The 20687-nt window shown below is 55.5% G+C and carries 21 protein-coding genes; 10 read left to right on the top strand and 11 right to left on the bottom strand.

Going from position 1 to position 20687, the window contains the following annotated elements; translation table 11 throughout:
• The first annotated feature begins 9 nt into the window (after positions 1 to 9).
• From MPQ_RS11170 to modC, 5 genes are all read left to right on the top strand, one after another.
• On the top strand, positions 10 to 345 hold the full coding sequence (locus MPQ_RS11170) for a winged helix-turn-helix domain-containing protein (RefSeq protein ID WP_013443054.1): 336 nt from the start codon (positions 10 to 12) through the stop codon (positions 343 to 345).
• A 130-nt stretch (positions 346 to 475) separates the two neighbouring features.
• A complete protein-coding gene (locus tag MPQ_RS11165; protein WP_041362366.1) occupies positions 476 to 1996 on the top strand; it encodes an OprO/OprP family phosphate-selective porin in 1521 nt (506 codons plus the stop codon).
• 21 nt (positions 1997 to 2017) lie between these two features.
• Positions 2018 to 2773: a molybdate ABC transporter substrate-binding protein gene (gene modA / locus MPQ_RS11160; RefSeq protein WP_013443052.1), complete on the top strand. Its 756-nt coding sequence runs from the start codon at positions 2018 to 2020 to the stop codon at positions 2771 to 2773.
• A gap of 12 nt (positions 2774 to 2785) precedes the next feature.
• Positions 2786 to 3499, top strand: coding sequence for a molybdate ABC transporter permease subunit (gene modB / locus MPQ_RS11155; RefSeq protein ID WP_013443051.1), 714 nt, complete (start codon positions 2786 to 2788; stop codon positions 3497 to 3499).
• Positions 3486 to 4568 (top strand): molybdenum ABC transporter ATP-binding protein, encoded by a 1083-nt coding sequence (modC, locus tag MPQ_RS11150; RefSeq protein ID WP_013443050.1) that lies wholly within the window; start codon positions 3486 to 3488, stop codon positions 4566 to 4568. Before modB ends, modC begins: the two co-directional genes overlap by 14 nt.
• A 54-nt stretch (positions 4569 to 4622) precedes the next feature.
• Here modC and MPQ_RS11145 read toward each other — a convergent pair whose 3' ends face one another.
• The 4 genes from MPQ_RS11145 to trxA all read right to left on the bottom strand — a co-directional run bounded on the left by MPQ_RS11145 (position 4623) and on the right by trxA (position 8550).
• A complete protein-coding gene (locus MPQ_RS11145; protein WP_013443049.1) occupies positions 4623 to 6272 on the bottom strand; it encodes a glycosyltransferase family 39 protein in 1650 nt (549 codons plus the stop codon).
• Between the two features lie 132 nt (positions 6273 to 6404).
• A complete protein-coding gene (locus tag MPQ_RS11140) occupies positions 6405 to 6647 on the bottom strand; it encodes a type B 50S ribosomal protein L31 (RefSeq protein ID WP_015830863.1) in 243 nt (80 codons plus the stop codon).
• Positions 6648 to 6823: 176 nt separating this feature from the next.
• Positions 6824 to 8083, bottom strand: coding sequence for a transcription termination factor Rho (rho, locus tag MPQ_RS11135; RefSeq protein ID WP_013443047.1), 1260 nt, complete (start codon positions 8081 to 8083; stop codon positions 6824 to 6826).
• A gap of 140 nt (positions 8084 to 8223) precedes the next feature.
• Positions 8224 to 8550 (bottom strand): thioredoxin TrxA, encoded by a 327-nt coding sequence (trxA, locus tag MPQ_RS11130; protein ID WP_013443046.1) that lies wholly within the window; start codon positions 8548 to 8550, stop codon positions 8224 to 8226.
• Positions 8551 to 8719: 169 nt separating this feature from the next.
• Between trxA and MPQ_RS11125 the strand changes: the two genes are divergently transcribed.
• A complete protein-coding gene (locus tag MPQ_RS11125) occupies positions 8720 to 9973 on the top strand; it encodes an EAL domain-containing protein (protein WP_015830862.1) in 1254 nt (417 codons plus the stop codon).
• Here MPQ_RS11125 and MPQ_RS11120 read toward each other — a convergent pair.
• Positions 9970 to 11529 (bottom strand): hypothetical protein, encoded by a 1560-nt coding sequence (locus tag MPQ_RS11120; protein ID WP_041362877.1) that lies wholly within the window; start codon positions 11527 to 11529, stop codon positions 9970 to 9972. The two genes, MPQ_RS11125 and MPQ_RS11120, sit on opposite strands and share 4 nt — an antisense overlap.
• Positions 11530 to 11657: 128 nt before the next feature.
• On the opposite strand from MPQ_RS11120, the gene MPQ_RS11115 reads away from it, so the two are divergent.
• Complete coding sequence (locus MPQ_RS11115; protein ID WP_013443043.1) at positions 11658 to 12278, top strand: YqhA family protein; 621 nt, start codon at positions 11658 to 11660, stop codon at positions 12276 to 12278.
• A gap of 2 nt (positions 12279 to 12280) precedes the next feature.
• Positions 12281 to 12739: a TlpA disulfide reductase family protein gene (locus tag MPQ_RS11110; RefSeq protein WP_013443042.1), complete on the top strand. Its 459-nt coding sequence runs from the start codon at positions 12281 to 12283 to the stop codon at positions 12737 to 12739.
• A gap of 108 nt (positions 12740 to 12847) precedes the next feature.
• Here the strand turns inward: MPQ_RS11110 and MPQ_RS11105 are convergent, their stop codons facing one another.
• Genes MPQ_RS11105 through MPQ_RS11085 form a run of 5 tightly spaced genes read right to left on the bottom strand, consistent with a single transcriptional unit; the run spans position 12848 to position 16365 of the window.
• The gene (locus tag MPQ_RS11105) at positions 12848 to 13144 is read right to left on the bottom strand and encodes a DUF3579 domain-containing protein (RefSeq protein WP_013443041.1); all 297 of its coding nucleotides are present in this window, start codon (positions 13142 to 13144) and stop codon (positions 12848 to 12850) included.
• A gap of 50 nt (positions 13145 to 13194) precedes the next feature.
• Positions 13195 to 13764 carry a BON domain-containing protein gene (locus MPQ_RS11100; RefSeq protein ID WP_013443040.1) on the bottom strand — a complete coding sequence of 190 codons (570 nt, stop codon included), beginning with the start codon at positions 13762 to 13764 and terminating at the stop codon, positions 13195 to 13197.
• Positions 13765 to 13766: 2 nt separating this feature from the next.
• Complete coding sequence (locus MPQ_RS11095) at positions 13767 to 14357, bottom strand: phosphoheptose isomerase (RefSeq protein ID WP_013443039.1); 591 nt, start codon at positions 14355 to 14357, stop codon at positions 13767 to 13769.
• 17 nt (positions 14358 to 14374) lie between these two features.
• Complete coding sequence (locus MPQ_RS11090) at positions 14375 to 14710, bottom strand: YraN family protein (RefSeq protein WP_013443038.1); 336 nt, start codon at positions 14708 to 14710, stop codon at positions 14375 to 14377.
• A gap of 5 nt (positions 14711 to 14715) precedes the next feature.
• On the bottom strand, positions 14716 to 16365 hold the full coding sequence (locus tag MPQ_RS11085) for a penicillin-binding protein activator (RefSeq protein ID WP_013443037.1): 1650 nt from the start codon (positions 16363 to 16365) through the stop codon (positions 14716 to 14718).
• Between MPQ_RS11085 and rsmI the strand changes: the two genes are divergently transcribed.
• Together rsmI and pyrC are read left to right on the top strand one after the other, a co-directional pair.
• Positions 16357 to 17208 (top strand): 16S rRNA (cytidine(1402)-2'-O)-methyltransferase, encoded by an 852-nt coding sequence (gene rsmI, locus MPQ_RS11080; RefSeq protein WP_041362363.1) that lies wholly within the window; start codon positions 16357 to 16359, stop codon positions 17206 to 17208. The two genes, MPQ_RS11085 and rsmI, sit on opposite strands and share 9 nt — an antisense overlap.
• Before the next feature lie 52 nt (positions 17209 to 17260).
• Positions 17261 to 18295, top strand: a complete 1035-nt coding sequence (pyrC, locus tag MPQ_RS11075) for a dihydroorotase (protein ID WP_013443035.1) — start codon at positions 17261 to 17263, stop codon at positions 18293 to 18295.
• 41 nt (positions 18296 to 18336) lie between these two features.
• Here the strand turns inward: pyrC and MPQ_RS11070 are convergent, their stop codons facing one another.
• Positions 18337 to 20685, bottom strand: coding sequence for an EAL domain-containing protein (locus MPQ_RS11070; protein WP_013443034.1), 2349 nt, complete (start codon positions 20683 to 20685; stop codon positions 18337 to 18339).
• Positions 20686 to 20687: the final 2 nt, after the last annotated feature.

Genomic DNA, 20687 nt, shown 5'->3' with positions numbered 1-20687 from the left:
ATCACGCCTATGCCCAAGTTAAAAATCCGGATTTCCCACGGCAATGTCACTGCCATGGGCCCAGGCAAGGCCGATCTGCTGCGTGCGATTGAATCCACCGGATCCATTTCAGGCGCAGCAAAAGCCATGAAAATGTCCTATCGCCGGGCCTGGCAGCTGGTGGATGCGATGAATGCCTGCTATCGATTGCCGCTGGTGGAAACCGCGATGGGTGGGGCAAATGGCGGCGGCGCCAAAGTCACGGAATTCGGTTTTCATATTCTTCGATGCTATGAAGAGCTGGTGCGCAAAAGTGAGCTGGCAGCGGCTGCCGAGTTACAGCAACTCATGGATTTTGCCGTTTAAGTAGAGTGTTAACAAGATAGTCTGCGGTAGTTGAAGTGCTGTTCCAATACGAATCGCTATTCCCGTATGGAAATAGCGGTAGTATGATGCTGTACCTAATTTCTTATAAATACATTCAGGGAGAGTCAACATGCAAACGTACAAACGACGCACGATTTCTTTCATGGTAGCCAGTCTTTTCTCCACACTTGCCCCTGCGCTAATGGCGGCTGAGGTGGATCCGGAAACCCGCATTCGCCAGCTTGAACAGATGATGCAGCAAATGCAGCAGCAACGTGCTGAGCAAGACAAGCAAATTGAGATGCTCACCAAAGAGCTGGTCGGCATTGAAAACCAGATCAGCCAATCCAAAATCGCCAAAACCGAAGAAAAAGGCAAGAGCGAGGGAAGCCCCGTCTATGCAGCATTCAAGGATGGCCTGGTGTTTGATGATGCCAGTGGCAACTGGAAGTTGCAGATCAATGGGCGGGTTCAAATGGATTACCGCGACTATGAGGAAAATGACTGGAGAAAAGATACGTTCAGTATTCGGCGTGCGCGTTTTGGCGGCACATTTACCTTCCTGAAAGACTATGCCGTGCGCATCGAAGGCGAGTATGCCAATGCCACAGATGGCTCACGTGGAACTACAGCGCTTACCTACGGGTATCTGGATATCAACTGGTGGAAACAGGCCCGTATTCGTATTGGTCAATTCAAGCCGTTTTTTGGGCTCGAGCGTGCCTATGGCACCAATTTCACTGACTTTACCGAGCTTTCGCTCGCCACCAATAATGGATCCTCTTTTAACTCGACCTATGACCGCGGCGTCATGGTGTTTGGTGATCCTTTGCCATGGCTTAATTACAACGCCTATGTCGTGAATGGTACCGGGCAGAACGACGACGAAATTAACAGTACGGGAAATACGCCAGCGACCAAGGTCGATAATACAAAGGATGTTGGGGGGCGCGTCAATGCCAACCTGGCCAAGCTCTGGAATATAGACAACGCCGTCATTCACATTGGCGCCTCTTTCAGTGACGGTAGTTTGTCACCGGCCACCACCCCAGCTTCCACGGCATTTACCCAAGCCATTAATCAGTCCACCGAAGCTAACGGGGTTCAGTTTTTCAGTGTGTCCGGCATTCAGTTGGGGCATGCAGATCGCAGGCGTGCCGGGCTGGAAACCGCGCTTACCTATGGCCCCATCAAATTGCAGTCTGAATATATCCGTACCAATTTTGAGGGCACCAAACTCACAGCGCCTCTCGGCAATTTCGATAATGACATCAAGGCCTGGTATATCAATGCCACCTGGATGCTGACGGGAGAGTCGTATGCCGACAGCTACAAAGGCGGTGTTTTTGGGCGTATCAAACCCAAAAACAACATGGCCATGGGCAAAGATGGTTGGGGGGCCTGGGAAGTTGGCGTTCGCTACAGCAAATTTGACGCTTCGGATTTCAAAAACATGCTGGCCAACACTTCTACCAACATTTATACCGCGGAGGCCGATTCATGGACGGCAGGCCTGAAGTGGATCATGACCCCCAATGCCCGCATGATGCTGAATTACATCCATACCGATTTTGATACGCCAGTGCTGGTGAATGGCAAGCGTAGTGATCAGGAAAACGCCATGGTCATGCGCGCGCAATACGATTTCTAATTTCAATCTCAGGAATATCTCATGAAAAAGATGACGTTTGCATGGAGCCTGTTAGCCATGCTCATCACCTCCTCGGCACTTGCCGAGGACAAGGTGACGGTATTTGCCGCAGCCAGCCTCACCAATGCCCTGGCGGATATCAGTGCGGCTTATGAAAAGGAGAAGGAGGCCAAAGTGACCCAGTCTTATGCCGCCTCCTCCGCCTTGGCCAAGCAGATTGAAAATGGCGCCCCGGCCGATATTTTTATTTCGGCGGATACCAAGTGGATGGATTATCTGCAGGATAAGAAACGCATTGAGGCCGCCTCACGCAGCAATCTGCTTGGCAATAAAGTGGTATTGATTGCGCCCAAGGGGCGTGGATTCAAGGTCGACTTTAATGCAGGCTTTGACTTTGCCAAGGCGTTTGATGGGCGACTGTGCACGGGGGATGTGGAGGCGGTGCCTATCGGTATTTATGCCAAGCAGGCGCTGGGCAATCTCAATTGGTGGAATAGCGTGAAAACGCGCATTGTCGGCGCGCAGGATGTACGCGCGGCACTGGCGTTTGTCGCGCGTGGCGAGTGTGCGGCCGGGATAGTGTATGAAACCGATGCCAAGGTGAGTGACAAGGTGGAGATTGTCGGCGTGTTTCCGCAAGATACCCATGCGCCAGTGGTGTATCCTGTTGCGCGGGTGGCGGGGGCAAAAAATGCCGACAGCGCTTTTCTCACGTATTTGAAAAGCCCGTTTGCTGCCGATATCTTCCGCAAATATGGATTTACTCTCTTATTTTAAAGGCGTGTTCTGGTGTCGATATTGCAGTTAACTCCTGAGGAAATGGCGGCCTTATGGCTATCCGCCAAAGTTGCCTTCTTTTGTACCTTGCTGATTCTCATCCCCGGCGTATTGCTGGGATGGGGGCTGGCCCGCAAGCGCTTTTTCGGCAAGGCCTTGCTGGATAGTGTGGTGCATTTGCCATTGGTGCTGCCGCCCGTGGTGCCGGGCTTTCTGCTTCTGCTGCTGTTTGGCAGTCAGGGCTTCCTGGGCAAATGGCTGCAGGAGACATTTGGCATCAGTATCGCGTTTACCTGGATGGGGGCGGTGGTCGCCTCGGCCATCATGGCCTTGCCCTTGATGGTGCGATCGGCGCGACTGGCCGTCAGCCAGGTTGATCGCGGTCTGGAGTTGGCTGCGCAGTCTTTGGGCGCACACCCATTGCGCGTATTTTTCAGTATCACCTTGCCATTGGCTTTGCCCGGTATTCTCACGGGCATGGTGCTGGCGTTCAGCCGCAGCCTGGGCGAGTTTGGCGCCACGATTACCTTTGTGGGCAATATTGAAGGGGAAACACGGACATTGCCGCTGGCGATCTACACCTATACGCAAATACCGGGAGGCGATATGCCTGCGCTGCGCCTCGTCTTGTTGAGTTTGTTATTGGCATTTGCGGCGCTTTATTTCAGTAATGTCATGGAACAGCGCGCCTTGCGTCGCATCGGGAGTGGCGATGATAGAGCTTGATTATGCGCTGCGCCGCGGGGAGTTTGCCACGCGCGTCAACGTCACGCTCGATGATAGTGTCACCGGCGTGTTTGGCCCGTCCGGCGCAGGCAAAACGACCTTGCTGGGGACATTGGCAGGCTTGGTCAAACCGGATGCCGGGCGACTGGTGCTGGATGGCGAATGCCTGCTGGATACCGAACGCGGCATTGACCTGCCTTTGCACAAACGCAGGATAGGCATGGTGTTTCAGGATAGCCGGCTGTTCCCGCATCTCACTGTCAGCCGCAATCTGGAATATGGCTACCATCGATTGCCTCGTGAGCAGCGTCGCTTCAGCCTGGCGCAGATTGTTGAGCTGCTTGAGCTAGGCGCTTTGTTGCGGCAAAAGCCGCATCAGCTTTCAGGTGGTCAGCGGCAGCGGGTCGCACTTGGGCGAGCGTTGCTGAGCTCACCGCGTCTCCTGTTGCTGGATGAGCCGATGGCATCGCTGGATGTCAGGCTCAAGATGCAGATTCTGCCGTTCATGCAGCGCGTGCGCGACGAGATTGATATCCCCATGCTGTATGTCAGCCATGCTATTGATGAGGTGCTGCAACTGACCTCGCGCATGCTGGTGCTGGAGCAGGGGCACGTGATTGGCTATGGTGACTTTGTGGATGTGATGCGGGATACCCAGGTGCTTGCTCTGGCGCGCTCACTAGGCATGGAAAATGTGCTGCAGGTGGAATTGCTTTCGCATCATCCGGCAGAAGGCTACTCAGTTGCCAGGCTCGGCGCACAATCGCTGTTTATCCCGCTTTCCGCAGGGGCGGTGGGCGATCGCATCACCATTTCCACGGCGGCGTCCAATGTCGCTCTGGCGAGCGAGCCGGTTTCAGGCATCAGCATACAGAATCAGCTGCCTGGCACGCTGGGCCAAATGCGGCAGGTGGATCACCGCATGCTGGTCGATGTGGTGCTGGATACGCATACGCTGGTGGCAGAGGTAAGTGCAAAGGCCATTCAGGATCTGGCCCTAAGCCCGGGAATGAAAGTGCATGCGCTGATTAAAACCCAGGCCTTGCACCTTTACGGTCAGGCCTTGTGAGGGGCAGGAGCGTTGTCGCGGATGTTAAAACCGGGCATTTGAAGCCCGTTGATATTAATTGCGCTGATACAGCCTGAAGCTTTCGCGGCGGTCTGTCGCGCGTTTGCCGTGCCAGATCATGTTCCATTCCGGGCCCGGCTGGAACTTGGCCCGACCACGTTCATCCTGAATCAGATACAGATCGCAGCGACGACCTGCATGCGATTCCGCGGCGTGAGGGCGAATGCCCAGGTAATAATCCAGCAAGGCGTATTGGGAGCTGCCCAGATTCCGCTCCACCATGCAGTGGTAATTGGCCGGCAGGGCTTTTTGCATGCTGCTCATCACCGGGCCATAGCTCTTGGCAGTATCAATCCATGGTAACCATAGTGCCATCAGCAGGCTCCAGGCCATGGTGATGCCGACGGCCCAGTCCGTCACTGCAGCACGTATTGAGCGTTTGGCGTTAATGACAACGGCCAGCCAGATCAGCGTGATGAGAAAAGCAGCGGCAAAGCCAATCCAGTTGAACACCGGATGGTGAATTGAGGAAAGAAACTGCATGCGTTCGGCCAGCTTTTCGGGCCAGCCCGTCATCATGGCAAACCACCCCAGCCAGATGAGGAAGCCGATCATGCCAAACAGAATGAGACCAAACCAGTTCAATGCGCTGGCGGCACCGCGCTTCAGCGTTTCAACGCTGCCACCGGCCAATACGGCTAATGGCAACAATAAAGGCAGGGCGTAAATCTCGCGCGTATTGGCACCAAAACCAATCACGATAAAACTGATGGCAAAGAATGTAATCAGTAACTGAAAACGGGGTTTTAGCAGCAGTACCGTGCGATAGCGCCATAAGCCCCAAAGCGCAATGGGCAGTGCTGGCCACGAAAACCATGCCAGCGTATTCAGGAAGTACACATGGCTGGATTGCGTGAAAAGCTCGCTATTGGAATGTTGCCATGCGGCAAACAGGTCAGGCGATGTGTGCCAGAGCAGTAGCGGCCATATGGCCAGCCAGGGGGCCGCCACCAGTATGCTCAGGCCGAGAACAATGGCATAGCTTCGGGTACGCCAGGTGCTGAAGAGAATGGGCAGCAGCAGGGCGGTGAACAGAATCGGGATGGCATACAGCAAGCCGGTCGTCAGGAAGCAGATGCCTATGCCCGATCCCAGCAAGGCACTGGCGCGATACGGACGACGCTTGGCCAGTGCCAGCGCATACAGGCCCATGGCGGAGCCCGTGAGGGCTGCCACCTCTGGCATCAGCAAGTGGGCGGAAACAACCAGCCCCAGCGATCCCAGGAAGATAAACGTGGTTTGGCGCCCGGCACCGCGCCCCCATAGTTCCCGGCCCAGCATGCCAACCAGCAACAGGGTGAGTGCCATCCATACGCCGCTTACCAGGCGGGCGCCATCGTGCATCGGTAGCCATGGCTGCAACACTTTTGCCATGCCAGCGGCGCTGAGGTAGTACAGCGGTGGATTTTCTATCGTGCTGTCACCCGCGACTACGGGGGCAATCAGGGCATGGCCGTGCAACATGGATTTGACGATATTGATGGCTTGGGATTCGTCAGGCTTCCAGGGGGCGTGGCTGATCAGGCCCAGGCATACCCACACTGCGCACAGGAGGATAAGCAAACGCGTTTTTGCGCTCTCGCCTATGCGGGCGCGTGGTGTGGCCAGATTGCCTTGCCAGTCATGTTCCAGCTCAAAAGCCATGTGCTATCTCAAGAGGTTACTGCTGCAGTGTATACGATGTCATGCGCCCAGTCTGCCGATAGGCCGGGCTTGGTGCGACACAAATGAAAAAGGCAGCCCAGGCTGCCTTTTTGCGTGCATGTGCACAAGAAATTACATGCCGTACTTTTGGCGGAATTTCTCAACGCGACCAGCAGTATCCAGAATCTTTTGCTTGCCGGTGTAGAACGGGTGCGATTGCGAAGAAACTTCAATCTTCACCAGTGGATATTCTTTACCGTCAGTCCACTTGATGGTTTCACGTGTGGAGATGGTAGAACGTGTAATAAAGCTAAAATCGGCGCCGATGTCCTGGAAAACAACTTCGCGATATTCAGGATGAATGCCTGATTTCATAATCATTTACCTCAAATTGGCCGGTATGTGCGGCGGGTAGTGGTTCACATGCGACAACTGCGAAAGGTGAGCATTATATTGATTCAATGGTTCTTTTGCAATACTCGCCTGCAAGTTGCCTGTTGTGGCAGAAAAAGGGGATTTTCCGCTGATCGAGCAGCAAGCTGCCCTGATTTTTAGCCTCGACGCATGGAGTCGAAGAAATCGGCGTTGTTCTTGGTGGCCTTGAGTTTGTCCAGCAGGAACTCCATCGCTTCGAGATCATCCATGGGGTAGAGCAGTTTGCGCAGTACCCAGATTTTTTGCAGGATGTCTTTTTCAATCAGCAACTCTTCGCGGCGGGTGCCGGATTTGTTGACGTTGATGGCGGGGTATTGGCGTTTTTCGGCCATACGGCGATCCAGGTGGATTTCCATATTGCCAGTGCCCTTGAATTCTTCGTAAATCACATCATCCATGCGCGAGCCGGTATCGACCAGCGCGGTGGCAATGATGGTCAGCGAGCCGCCTTCTTCAATATTGCGGGCAGCGCCAAAGAAACGCTTGGGACGTTGCAATGCATTGGCATCTACGCCGCCAGTCAGTACCTTGCCGGAGGCCGGTACTACCGTGTTGTAGGCGCGCGCCAGACGTGTGATCGAATCCAGCAGGATCACCACGTCTTTTTTGTGCTCGACCAGGCGCTTGGCTTTTTCCAGCACCATTTCTGCGACCTGAACGTGTCGGGTGGCGGGTTCGTCGAAGGTGGAGGCAACCACTTCGCCCTTCACCGAGCGGGTCATTTCTGTCACTTCTTCCGGACGTTCGTCAATCAGCAGCACGATCAGGCTAACATCCGGGTGATTGGCGGTAATGGCGTGGGCAATGTGTTGCATCATGACCGTTTTGCCGGATTTCGGCGGGGCCACGAGCAAGGCGCGCTGGCCTTTGCCGATAGGCGCGATCATGTCAATGACGCGGCCGGTCACATTCTCTTCACCGCGAATATCGCGTTCGAGTACGAGAGGCTTGGTGGGGAAGAGGGGGGTGAGGTTTTCAAACAGGATTTTGTGCTTGGTGTTTTCTGGGGCTTCGCCGTTGACGCTGTCGACTTTTACCAGGGCAAAGTAGCGTTCGCCGTCTTTGGGGGTGCGAATCTCCCCCATGATGGAGTCGCCGGTATGCAGGTTGAAGCGTCGAATTTGCGAAGGGGAAACATAGATGTCGTCCGGACCTGCCAGGTAGGAGGTGTCGGGTGAACGTAAAAACCCAAATCCATCCTGCAATACTTCCAGCGTGCCATCCCCAAAAATGCTGTCTCCCTTTTTGGCTTTGTTTTTCAGCAGAGCAAAGATGAGGTCCTGCTTGCGCATGCGGCTCGCGCCTTCAATCTCGTTGGCGATCGCCATTTCGACCAGTTCGGTCACGGGAAGATGTTTTAGATCGGATAAATGCATAAGAGGAGGGCTCGCTGAAAATCGAAACTGCAGGGAGTGCAGTGAACTGCTAGGGAATTAGCGCCTGATTTCTAATTGGATGAATGACGCGTGGAGTTAAGAATCACGGTAACACAAAATCAGGCGCAAGCGTAGCGGTATTAAATATTGCTGTCAATAAAAGCAGTTAGTTGGGATTTGGACAGGGCGCCCACTTTGGTGGCTTCTACATTGCCGTTCTTGAACAGCATCAGGGTAGGGATGCCACGAATGCCATACTTGGGAGGTGTTTGCTGGTTTTCGTCAATGTTCAGTTTGGCGACTTTCAGGCGACCTTCATATTCTTTTGCGACTTCATCCAGGATAGGGGCAATCATCTTGCATGGGCCGCACCACTCAGCCCAGTAGTCAACCAGCACGGGCACTTGGGATTGCAGCACTTCCTGCTCGAAAGCGCTGTCGCTAATATGGGTAATATGGTCGCTCATGTGTGAACCTCTATAGAAAATGGGACTTGTAATTAAGATAGTGAAAACGAAGTATTGCGCTATCCTAGCGAAAAAAGACGCGTAAGTGAAGTATTCATGTCGGCATGATAATTGCTGATGATTGCCGGGTTACAGGGAAGGTTCAATACTAAAATCATGTGTTGTCGAAATGAATAGAATTCTGATGGATATTCTCGAACTGATCGAGGATGCCACTATCCCCAACATGGGGCATTCACAAGCAAATTACAAGGGAATGCGCTTAAGTAGTGCATTCCAGCCTATTTTCAGTCTTTCGCATTGCCGGGTGGTGGGCTATGAAGGCCTGATCCGGGCGTTTGATGAGCAACAGCAGGCGCTGCCGGTCTGGCGGATTTTTGAGCAGGCGATAACCGAGGCTGAGATTGTCGAGCTGGATCGTTTGTCGCGTGCCTTGCACATGCATAATTTCATGCAGCAGGGCCAAGCCGGCCAATGGCTGTTCCTGAATATCAATCCGCAGGTGATTGTGAACGGCAGGCACTATGGGCAGTTCTTTCAGGACCTGCTGGAACATTATGGTGTGCCGCCGTCCATGGTGGTGGTGGAGATCATTGAGGGAGCGATAGAAGATGAATCGCAACTCTCCGAGTCCGTGCAGTTTTACAAGAATTTAGGTTGTCTGGTGGCGATTGATGATTTCGGCGCTGGCCATTCCAATTTTGAGCGTATATGGCGGCTTTCTCCTGATATCGTCAAGCTGGATCGTTCCATGATTACGCAGGCGGCGAGCACGGCGGTGGCACGTCGCGTATTGCCTGGCGTGGTGTCTTTGATACACGAGGCAGGTAGCCTGGTGTTGATCGAAGGCGTGGAAACCGAGCAGGAAGCCATTATCGCCATGGATACCGATGTAGACCTGGTGCAAGGCTATTATTTCGGTCGGCCTGCGCCCTATCTGCTGCAGGAAACCCGCTCCGAATCCATTGCCAAATTATTCCAGGGCTATCGGCAATCCACCGTGCCTGAGATTCGCCATCAGAAAATGCAGGATGCCGTGGCTGCATTTCTCAAAGCATCTGAGCAATTAGAGGCTGGCGCGCCACTATCCGGCGCCGTGCAAGCCTTGCTGGCTATTCCTGGCGTAGATCGTTGCTATTTGCTTAACCAGCAAGGTGTGCAGATAGGCACCAGTGAAGTAGCACCAAGTCGCCGCTCCATCATGAGCGTGCGCTATCAGCCCCTGGCCGATGGCTCAGGAGCCAACTGGATCCGGCGGCCTTACCTGCGTCGCGCCCTGGGCAATCCCGGTGAGGTGCAGATGACGCGGCCATATTTGTCGATTGCCACTGGTGAGCTTTGCCTGACGATATCCATCGCCATCAAGCCCATGGGCGTTGTGCAAGTACTGTGTTGTGACCTGGATTGGGATGTCAGCGCTTAATCCAGCGCGGTGAACTGAAAGCGCTCGAAGCCATGCGTACGCTCCACTAGTCTGGTGAGTACAATACGCCGGGTGCGGCCATCATAATCCAGCTCCATGATACGGTCTGGTGAATAACTGCCCACGGCACCGACAATGCTGGCCTGCTGCTTCAAGGCGTGGATGGCAGGCAGCAATAGCGCAAACTCGAAAGACGGCTGGGACGGACGGCGCAAGCCGATGGCCCTGGCGGTCGGCGCAATGAGCTGGATGCCAATATCCAGATTGTCCTTTTCATCATGCATGGCCCAGCGGATGACGCCCGTTGCCCAGCCCTGCATATGGTCTTCTTTTACTGCAATCACTTCTCCCACATGCAACTGGCTGGTGAGCTTGGCTGGTTTGCGCAAGGCCATGCCTGCCGCGCTGACGTTGACTACCGCCCAGCGGGCCGCCTGCAGTTGCTCTGACAGCAGACCGGTACGGCCGACACTGGCAGGTTTGCTGCCCTGCCACGCGCGATTCGCCAGGGCATGCGCGGCAGGCATGCCGATAACCATGGATACACTGCTGCTCTTGCGCGAGCGCTTGAACACGCGCTTGGGCACTTTGCCCCAATGCTGCAGCAAGTAGCGCAAGAGATCGATATAACGTCCATCGGTGGCATCATCCGGCAATTCATGCGTGCTGATGATGGCGTTTTTCTTTTGCAATAACTGGATATGCTGATGCACCATGCGCGCCAGGCGGATGGTCAGCAGCAGAAGGTCGCTGCCGGTGGGGGGTAGGCTCTCATGCTTGCTGTAGGCTATGGGCGGCATATCGGTGTTGAGCTTGACCAAAAATACCGCCGCCGGATTTTCAATGCGCCCGGTGGCATGCAGTTCTGCCAGGGCGGCATGGCGCTCGATATAGTCAGCCACGCGACGAATCTCAGACGGTGTCAGGTTCTGCGGCTCAGCCAGTGCCATCAGCAATATCTGCTTGAACTGCGTGCTGATGCTGGTGGTTTTGCGTTCACCCTGTTCAATGGGCAGGTCTTGCAGTTCGGCCTGGACAGCATAGCGATACAACTGATGAATATCGCTCCATACACTGCCCGGCGCTGGAAAGTAAGTTTGAAAATAGATATGGATCAGGCCATTGAGGGCTTCAAAGGCGCGCAGCAATAGCAGTGCCATATGCTTGGGGTTACTGTTGATCTTGAACAGTTTCTGCTGTTCGTCGATCAGCGCAATTTTGTAGCCATACGCCATTTCCAGCCACAAGGATTCCGCGATTTTGACATAAGCACGTGCTTCTACAGGCAAGGGCAGGCTGGCTTTGCCATAAATGCCTGCCAGGCGTCGATTCATGCTGATAACCAGCGGGCGATAGGTTTCCAGCGCCCGAAAACGGGCATCCGCAGGCACGACCTGCCGATTGAGGTTTTCCAACTCGTCGGCCATGGCAGATGAGGCCTCCAGCATGGGCAACTTCAGCCACTGGCCCATCAGCGTTTGCAGCTTTTGCGGCTGTGTCTCGGCAGGGATCAGGGGCTTGTCGGTAAGTGCTGGAATAGTGAGTGTTAATGCCATATTGCCTTCCACGAGTATGTAAACCAATGTTAAGACCTATGATGCCTTTTGTCACGGTGAACCCGGCAAGCTCTGTCAGTCATGAGTTAGAATAGCCCGCAACAAGGGATCACATAGGAACATCAGCAATGAAATGGTTGGAACAGGTATTTGAGGGCATCTTATGGAAGAGCCGTTTTGTCGTGATGCTGGCGGTGGTGGCCAGTTTGCTCGCGGGCTTTGCCATTTTCTACATCGCCACCGTCGATGTGTTTTTCCTGATCAAGCATGTCGCGCATTACGCTGACCCGGACCTGACCAATGAAATACGCAAAACCCTTCACGATGACACCGTCTCGCATGTGGTGGAAGTGGTGGATGGTTATCTGCTCGCTACCATCATGCTGATTTTTTCGCTGGGTCTTTATGAGCTCTTCATCAGCGACATTGATGCGGCCCAGGGTAGCAAGGCATCCAGCCGTGTGCTGGTGATCCACGATCTGGATGATCTCAAGAACCGTCTGGCCAAGGTCATCGTCATGATCATGATTGTTTCGCTGTTTGAGCATGCGCTCAAAATGAAAATGACCGACCCGCAGGATCTTCTCACTTTCGGCGGTAGCATCGCCCTCATCGGGCTGGCTTTATTCCTGATGCATCGCGGCGAGCATCATCCCGCCCCTGCCCAGCACGCTGAGCCCCACCATGGTGAACCGCACCCTGTTCAGCATAGCGCCGAGCATCAGCCGCATACCACAGAGAAATCCTGACCATGTACGCCCGCCTTCTGCTCGCCTTCATGTTGCTCATGCTGAGTGGCATCAGCATGGCGGAAGACGGGTTCAAGCTGCGCGATACCTCTGGCAAGGTGCAGCGATTATCGGATTACAAGGGGAAATGGGTGCTGGTGAATTACTGGGCGACCTGGTGCCCGCCATGTCTGGAAGAGGTCCCGGATCTGGTCAACCTGCATGATCAGCGGCACAAGCGGGATCTGGCCGTGATCGGCGTGGCCTGGGAATACAAGAACCCCGGCGAAGTGGCCCATTTTGTGGATGACATGCTGATGTCTTATCCGATAGTGCTGGGGGACGCGGAGGTTGCTGCCCAGATTGGCCCCAATACCGTACTGCCCACTACCTACTTTTACAACCCGCAGGGACAACTGGTGAAGGTGAAGCGCGGTCTGGTCACGCGTGCCTTTATTGAAAGCGTGGTTTCGGGGAAATAAGTTTTTGCTGCCGGACGGCGGCTATACATAGCACCCATAAAGCATACACCCATAAAAAAACGCCACGCGCAGCAGGTGCGACGTGGCGTTTTTTATGGTGTTTACCGCTTAGTTTGGCGTTGGAATGCTGTTACCGGCAGAATCCAGAACATTGAGTTGATTCTCTTCAGCAAAATGCATGAGCTGGGTATAGCCTTCCGGATTCACTACCTTGAGCTTGAGATCCACCGCCAGGCAACGCACGCCATTGACGACGCGTGGCTTGAGGTAAGGTGAATAGCGCAGCTTGCGATCTGGCCCGAAGGTGGCGTAGGTGCTGCACATACGATCCACCCAGTCGCTGGGCCGGAACGGTTTGCCTGCGCGGGTCAGGCCTTCAATGATGATTTCGTCAGGTAAGCTCATGGTCGTTTTGCCAAAAATTTCAATAATATCCGGATTATAGCAGTGCGCTCTTAGTCCATGTATTCAAAAACTTTGACCACTTTTTCCACGCCTGAGGTGCCGCTGGCGATATCCACAGCATCGGCAGCTTCCTGTTTGGTCACCAGACCCATCAGGAATACGGTGGATTTCTCAGTCACCACTTTCACGTAATTGGCGGGGAAGCGGTTTTCGGTCACCAGGCGGCCTTTTACCTTGGACGTGATGTAAGTGTCATTGCTGCGTGAGCTTAATGAGCTCTTGGGTGCCACCACCAGTTCATTGGTCACGCTGCGGACATTTTCCACTTCCTTCACAATCGACTCGGCTTTGGCTTTGGTTTCTGCATTGAATGCTTCGCCGGTGATCAGCACATTGCGGTTGAAGCTGGTGACGTTGGCGTGAATGTTTTCGCCTAGCTCACTGGCAATGCGTTGCGAGGCCTTGAGCTCAATGCCTTCGTCTTCAATGTAGATGCCGGATGTACGGCGATCTGCCGCCATGACACCGGTGGCAGCGGCGCCACCGACAATCGCAGGGAAGCAGCCCGCCAGTTGAGTGGCGAGGGCGGTAGCGATAAACGCTTTGGTGATGAAACGCATGGTTAGTTGACTCCTAGTAAAGTGCAATCAATTGCATCGCAAAGGCAATGCAATATCAGAATATAGGCTTCCTGTACGCGCGATGCATTGTCGTGCGGGACGCCTATGTGGATATCCTCATCCGTCAGAAGTTCAACCAGCTCTCCCCCATCGCCACCGCTGAGTGCGATCACGGTCATGTTGCGGTCCTTGGCCGCCTCAATGGCGCGCAGGATATTGCGGGAGTTGCCGCTGGTGCTGATGGCGAGCAATACATCGCCGGTGTGGCCGAGGGCCGTCACCTGCTTGGAAAAGATATGGTCAAAATTCCCATGGTTGGCAATGGCCGTCAGCGTTGAATTGTCTGCGCTGATGGCCACGGCGGCCAGGCCCGGGCGCTCCATTTCAAACTGGTTCAACATGCGCGAAGCGAAATACTGCGCGCTGGCCGCCGAACCGCCGTTGCCGCAGGCGAGCACTTTTTTCTCGTTGAGCTGGGCCTGCACAATCATCTCGGCCGCCGCCACAATCGGGCGCGCCAGCAGATCGCCCAGTTGCAGTTTGAGATTGGCGCTCTCGGTAAAGTGGCCGGCTATGCGTTCTGTGATGTCCATGACTTGTGGCTTTTCATTCAAGCTTCAAAAGCGTTGCGTATCCATACGATGTTGTATGCCTGATCCAGCAGAACGGCGTCAAAGCGGCAAACGCTGGCGCCATGTTGCTGCAAATAGTGTTCAGCCGTGAGAACCAGCTTTTTCTGCTTGGCCGGCGTGATGCTGGCTGCAGCACCACCAAAGCGCTCGCTTTTGCGCATCCTGACTTCAATAAACACCAGGCTCACACCATCGCGCATGATCAGGTCTATTTCCCCAAAACGCGAGCGGTAATTGCGTGCCAGCAGTTTGAGCCCATGCTGTTGCAAATAGATGGCAGCGCGCTCTTCGGCTTCAGTGCCCTGGGTGTTCACGTGGATTAAGGCAGGCGCTCGACGGTGATGCCATTACGGCCGAATCGGGCTACTGCCAGCTCGCGGCTGACACTGCCATCGGTATTCAGGCGCAAGGTGCCGCTCAGACCCTTGATGGTGGCGGGCGAGCCAGGGTGCTGTACCACGGCTTGCAACAGGCTGAAAGCATCCGCGCCCAGGGCAAACCAGCGCTGCATTTCGCCGCTGGGTAAATCCTGTGCGGCCGGTTTGTAAGCGGCAAAGGTATCCGGGCTCAGCAGCCATGGCATGTCGACAAAGCGCACAGCCAGCAGCGGCGCATCATCCGCATTATCCAGCACACCGGCGTAGATGTGCGACAGGCCAAAGGTCGGCGTCGCGGCATCCAGTGCCGGGCGGATCTGGCGGGCATTATCGGCCGTGGTGGCAAGGAAGATCATGTCGGTGGGATGAGCCTGAATATCGCTTTTCAGGGCGTTCATGTCGGTATCTTCATTGACGCCAAATTGCTGGCTAACCTGGCCGCCATCGGCTATCCAGGCATCACCAAAAGTCTTGATCATGCGGTTCGAAAGACTGCTTTCGGTACCGACGATAGTGGCGGTCTGCATGCCAAGGTCGCGCGCGATGCGCACCACCTGCTGGGCTTCGCTGTCGACAGCCAACCCGTAAAAATGGATATTGCGGTTGCTGGTGGCAAGGTCACTCTGATTGAGCGCCACCGTGGGCAGGCTAACGGGCAGTTCGCTCAGCGCTGTCACCTCATCCCGCGTCAGCGGGCCGACAATATAGTTGGCACCTTCGCTGACGGCTTGCTGGTAGACGGCAGCGAAATCATCACGGCCACCAGTGGTTGCGTAAATCTTGACCTCGGCATTGCTGTTGGCAATGGTTTGAGCGGCAACAAAGCCGCGCTCGATAGCATCGGATGCCGGGTAATAGGCTTCAGAAGAAAACGGCAGAATCAGCGCAATCTGACCGCTCAAGGCCTTGGTGTTGGCGGCGGGGGCGGCTGTATTGGCAGCGGAGCTGGTCGCGCTGCTGACGATGAGCGCCGCCAGCAATTCATCCATGGCAACATGGTCTGGATAGGCGTTGCGCCATTGGTTGACGTCATCCTGGCTCAAGCCATCCTGTCCAGCTAGCGCCAGGTCTATCCAGCCCTGCAGGGTGGTGTCGGTGATATTGCCACGCATGGCAATCAGATCGACCTTGTTGGTCCTGCTCAAAAACTGCCACAGTTGCTTTTGTGCAGTGAGCAGTGCATCGCCCGCCAGGCCTGACTGCGCCTGGACATACTGCTCCAGCGCACGCAATGGATCGTCCTGGTTTTCGTAGGCGAGAGCCAAGCTTGTGTGTAAACTTGCGCTTGCCTCAGCGGATATCGATTTGTCCGCTTGCAAGGGAAGCAGAATCAGCAAGGCTTGATCGTAATCCTGCTGGCTGGCGGCGATGTTGCCTGACAACACCTTGGCATACGGCGACATGGCCGGAATGCTCGCCAGCGCCAGCTGCGCACATGGAATATCCTGTTTCTTCAGGCAGCCCATGCCGAGACTGAATTGCGTCTCGGGCGTTTTCTTGAGGGGAGAGCCAGTAGCGACGGTATCGGCGGCTGCCGGGCCCGCATTCAGCCACAAGCACATGAACAGCAGAGTGAGTAAGCGTTGAATCATATCGGCACATTATATGTTGTAGCCACGCCAATTGGAAACTTGCAGGACATTACTTTACGCGCTTTGGAAACCCTGAAAACGGTAGACCTGATTGCAGCGGAAGATACCCGGCATAGTGGCGGCCTGCTCGCCCACTATGCCATCCAGAAAAAGCTGCTGGCCGTGCATGAGCACAATGAGCACCGCTCGGCGGAAATCCTGCTGGAACGCTTGCAGGCCGGACAGTCCGTCGCCCTGATTACCGATGCCGGCACGCCTGGTATCAGCGACCCCGGAGCTGTGGTGGTAGATATTCTGCGTGAAGCCGGGGTGACCGTGGTGCCCGTGCCGGGCGCCAGTGCGGTGATTGCCGCTTTATCTGCCTCGGGCATTACTGAAAACGGATTCCGGTTTGTCGGCTTTTTGCCAGCCAGCGGCAGCCAGCGCAAAAAACAGCTGCAGGCCCTGGAGCATGAGCCGACCACGCTGGTGTTTTATGAAGCCCCGCACCGTGTGTTGGAAAGCGTGCAGGACATGGCCGCCGTGCTGGGCCCGCTCAGACGCATCACCATTGCGCGCGAGCTGACCAAAACCTTTGAAAGCTTTCACCGTTGCCCGCTCGGCGAAGCGCATGACTGGCTGCTGGTCGATGCCAATCGCCAGCGTGGCGAGTTTGTGCTGCTGGTGGAAGCCGCCCCGCCAGCCGAAGACGATGCCGATACACGCGAGGCAGAGCGCATACTCCGCCTGCTGCTGGCCGACCTGCCGTTGAAACAGGCGGTAAAATTGGCGGTGGATATTACCGGTGGCAAAAAGAACGCCTTGTACCAACTGGCCTTGCAGCTGAATGACGCGCAAGACTGAGTGAATTGAAGTTGAATTATTTTGTTGAATTTAAAGATAGTGGAAGCCTGACATGACCTCCTCCCTCACCATTACCCGCCCGGACGACTGGCATTTACATTTGCGCGATGGCGCTGCCCTGCAGGCGGTTTTGCCCGACACGGCGCGTCGCTTCGGCCGTGCCATCGTCATGCCCAACCTGCGTCCGCCGGTGACGACCACCGAACTGGCACAAGCCTATCGCCAGCGCATTCTGGCGGCCTTGCAACCTGGGGATCACTTTGAACCCCTGATGACCTTGTATCTCACCGATAAAACTTCCGCTGAAGAAATCCGCCTCGCCAAGGCCAGTGGCATCGTGCATGGCGTAAAACTGTATCCTGCTGGCGCGACTACCAATTCCGACTCCGGCGTGACCAACCTCGGCCACTGTGTGCCTGCACTGGAAGCCATGCAGGAGCTGGGTCTGCCGCTGCTGGTGCATGCGGAGGTGACCGATGCCGATGTGGATGTGTTTGACCGCGAAAAGGTCTTCATCGAGCGCAATATGCGCCCGCTGTTGCAGCGTTTTCCTGCGCTGCGGGTGGTGTTCGAACATATCACCACGCGGGAAGCCGCGCAGTTTGTGGCGGAGTCGCCAGACAATATCGCCGCCACCATCACCGCCCACCATTTGCTGATGAACCGCAATGCCATGTTTAGCGGTGGCATGCGGCCGCATCATTATTGCCTGCCCGTCCTCAAGCGCGAGGATCACCGGCTGGCGCTGGTCGCGGCGGCAACCTCGGGTTCGCCCAAGTTTTTCCTGGGAACGGATAGCGCGCCGCATCCACAATCTGCCAAGGAATCTGCCTGTGGTTGCGCGGGCATGTACACCTCGCATGCAGGCATTGAGCTGTATGCCGAGGCCTTTGAAGAGGCGGGTGCGCTGAATCGTCTTGAAGGGTTTGCCAGTTTTTACGGGGCAGATTTTTATGGCCTGCCACGCAATACCGACACGGTGACGCTGGTGAAAGAAAGCTGGCAGGTGCCCGACGACTTGCCCCTGGGCGAGGAGCGACTGGTGCCATTACGCGCAGGTCAAAGCATAGGCTGGCGTTTGCTTTAGCCAGATTGGCAGCTACCAAGGGCTGCCAAAGTCAGGCCGGATCAGGCGGTTTGTAGCTCCTGTGCCTGCCAGCGTTGCAGCCATGCCGGAAAATCCGCCGCTGGCATGGGCTTGCTGATGTGATAACCCTGACCAAAGTCGCAGCCCATGCTGGCTAGCAGGTCCCACGCGGCGCGACTTTCAATCCCTTCCGCTACCACCTTGAGATTGAGGTTATGGCCAAGGTCTATGGTCGAGCGGACTATCTTGCGATCGCTTTCGTCCTCTTCCATTTTCAGCACAAACGATTTGTCGATCTTGAGCTCACTCACCGGCAGGCGCTTGAGATAGGCCAGCGATGAATAGCCGGTGCCGAAATCGTCAATCGACAGTTGCAGACCCATGTCCGACAGGCGCTCCAGTGTTTGCTGCGCACGTTGCGGGTCATCCATCATGCTGCTCTCGGTGATTTCCAGCGTAATGCCCCCGAGTACCAGCCCCGCATCCTGATGCAAGGTCAGAATCTTGTGTGGCAAGTCCTGGTCAATCAGGTCGCGGGTTGAGAGATTGACTGCAATCGGCGCATCAATACCCAGCTTGCGCCACGCTACTTCTACCCGGGCTGCTTCGGCCAGCACCCACAGGCTTACAAGTGAAATCAGACCAGACTGTTCGGCAAACGGAATGAACTGATCCGGGAACATCAGGCCTTTTTGCGGGTGGCGCCAGCGGATCAGGGCTTCTACCGCGCTGATCTTGCCATTCTGCAGGTCAATCTTGGGTTGCACATACAAGGCCAGCTCATTCGTGGCAATGGCCTGCCGCAACTCCGAGGCAAGCGATAAATTGCCCTGGCTGCTGATATCAAATGCCGGATCAAACAGCACCGCGCCAGATTGCTTGGCCTTGGCGACATGCATGGCCATCTCGGCATTGCCCAGCAGTTTTTCCTGGGCACTGGCATGTTCGGGGTAACAGGCAATGCCTATGCCCATACTGATATCTACCGACTGGTTCGCGATGTTGATAGGGGCTTCCAGTTTTTGCAGCAGCATGTTCGCCACATGGGTGGCATTCGCTATGCCGGTGCGCGGCAGCAGCAGGGCAAATTCATCACCGCCCAGGCGCGCCACCAGGTCCGACTCCTGCCGGATGGAGCTTTGCAGGCGTTGCGCAACGCCTCTCAGCAAATCATCTGCCGCGGCGTGGCCCAGCACTTTGTTAATCTGCTTGAAGTGGTTCAGGTTCATCACCAGCACCGCCAGATGCTCTTGCTGATCCTGCGCCTGTTGCAACGCCAGCCCCAATTCGCGCAGGAACGAGGCGCGGTTGGGCAAGCCGGTCAGCTCATCCCAGTAAGCCAGTCGGGTAATGCTTTGCTCGCGGCTGGCAATGGCATCCACCATGCTGCCAAAGGCGCGGCTGAGCTTGCCCAGCTCATCTTCCCGGCTGCTGTTGAGGCGGATGGCAAAATTGCCTTCTTCCAGCTTTCTGGCGGTAGCGGCCAGTTCGGTAATCGGCTGGGTGATGCGCCGGGAAACATAAAAAATGACCAAAGCGAACACCAGCGCGCCCAGCATGGTGAGCAGCAGCAGATTGCGCTGCAGGACGAGATAAGGCGCCGTGGCTTCATCAATCGAGCGCTGCAGGATGGCGACCAGTGACTCATCGCCATGCTCCATGATGGGGACATAGCGCGTGCCATAGTCAGCATTGCCCATGCTCAATTCGGTGAGGCGGCCGGCCGAGGCTTTTTCCAGCAGTTTTTCGGTGAGAGACGCCCCGAGTGTGGAGGCCATGGAGTTCCAGTCGCTGCCATTGGAGCGGCTGATGAAGGTAACATCCAGATTGCTCAGTTTGTGCAGGTTCTGGGCCAGGGTATCGTCGATCTGAAAGCCCATGATAATCCAGCCTATGGTCAGCGGTGCCTTGACTGGTACGGCCACCAGTTGATAGGGCTGATGATTGAAGATGGCATAGCTTTGCGCATAGCCTTGCTGGCGCCCATCCTGGATCAGCTTGTCGACAATCGGGCCCGCTTCCACATGCGACACCTTGCCGGAAATCGTGAGGTTGCCGGTGGATGAGGATTCGAACATGGCAATGTCGGCGCCTATGCGCGACTGGTGATTGCTGAGTGCGGAGAGGATGGTCTCGTAATCCACGCTGGCAATGGCCTGCCGGAAGCCATAATCACTCGCCAGTATCTTGGCGCCCTGGCTCAGGCTGTCGCCATTTTGCTTGAGCAGGTTCAGGAATACCCGTTCGCCAATTTCCAGCTGCTCATTGACCGCGGCGCGCGAGTTTTTGTTGATGCTGTATTTGATCGCCAGAAACCCCGCAACCTGAATGGCGAGGATGAGCGTGAGGAAGATCACCGCCATGCGGCTTTGTAGGCTTTTGAACTGCATGG

Source organism: Methylovorus sp. MP688 (assembly GCF_000183115.1).
GTDB classification, from domain to species: Bacteria; Pseudomonadota; Gammaproteobacteria; order Burkholderiales; family Methylophilaceae; genus Methylovorus; species Methylovorus glucosotrophus.
Note: the sequence above shows the minus strand (reverse complement) of the source record. Positions and strands in the feature narration are given on the sequence as shown.

Bases quoted from the DNA above. Each gene is read 5' to 3' on its own strand.
- MPQ_RS11170 (WP_013443054.1), top strand. From the start codon at position 10: ATGCCCAAGTTAAAAATCCGGATTTCCCACGGCAATGTCACTGCCATG.
- MPQ_RS11165 (WP_041362366.1), top strand. From the start codon at position 476: ATGCAAACGTACAAACGACGCACGATTTCTTTCATGGTAGCCAGTCTT.
- modA (WP_013443052.1), top strand. From the start codon at position 2,018: ATGAAAAAGATGACGTTTGCATGGAGCCTGTTAGCCATGCTCATCACC.
- modC (WP_013443050.1), top strand. From the start codon at position 3,486: ATGATAGAGCTTGATTATGCGCTGCGCCGCGGGGAGTTTGCCACGCGC.
- MPQ_RS11145 (WP_013443049.1), bottom strand. From the start codon at position 6,272: ATGGCTTTTGAGCTGGAACATGACTGGCAAGGCAATCTGGCCACACCA.
- MPQ_RS11140 (WP_015830863.1), bottom strand. From the start codon at position 6,647: ATGAAATCAGGCATTCATCCTGAATATCGCGAAGTTGTTTTCCAGGAC.
- rho (WP_013443047.1), bottom strand. From the start codon at position 8,083: ATGCATTTATCCGATCTAAAACATCTTCCCGTGACCGAACTGGTCGAA.
- trxA (WP_013443046.1), bottom strand. From the start codon at position 8,550: ATGAGCGACCATATTACCCATATTAGCGACAGCGCTTTCGAGCAGGAA.
- MPQ_RS11125 (WP_015830862.1), top strand. From the start codon at position 8,720: ATGAATAGAATTCTGATGGATATTCTCGAACTGATCGAGGATGCCACT.
- MPQ_RS11120 (WP_041362877.1), bottom strand. From the start codon at position 11,529: ATGGCATTAACACTCACTATTCCAGCACTTACCGACAAGCCCCTGATC.
- MPQ_RS11115 (WP_013443043.1), top strand. From the start codon at position 11,658: ATGAAATGGTTGGAACAGGTATTTGAGGGCATCTTATGGAAGAGCCGT.
- MPQ_RS11110 (WP_013443042.1), top strand. From the start codon at position 12,281: ATGTACGCCCGCCTTCTGCTCGCCTTCATGTTGCTCATGCTGAGTGGC.
- MPQ_RS11105 (WP_013443041.1), bottom strand. From the start codon at position 13,144: ATGAGCTTACCTGACGAAATCATCATTGAAGGCCTGACCCGCGCAGGC.
- MPQ_RS11100 (WP_013443040.1), bottom strand. From the start codon at position 13,764: ATGCGTTTCATCACCAAAGCGTTTATCGCTACCGCCCTCGCCACTCAA.
- MPQ_RS11095 (WP_013443039.1), bottom strand. From the start codon at position 14,357: ATGGACATCACAGAACGCATAGCCGGCCACTTTACCGAGAGCGCCAAT.
- MPQ_RS11085 (WP_013443037.1), bottom strand. From the start codon at position 16,365: ATGATTCAACGCTTACTCACTCTGCTGTTCATGTGCTTGTGGCTGAAT.
- pyrC (WP_013443035.1), top strand. From the start codon at position 17,261: ATGACCTCCTCCCTCACCATTACCCGCCCGGACGACTGGCATTTACAT.
- MPQ_RS11070 (WP_013443034.1), bottom strand. From the start codon at position 20,685: ATGCAGTTCAAAAGCCTACAAAGCCGCATGGCGGTGATCTTCCTCACG.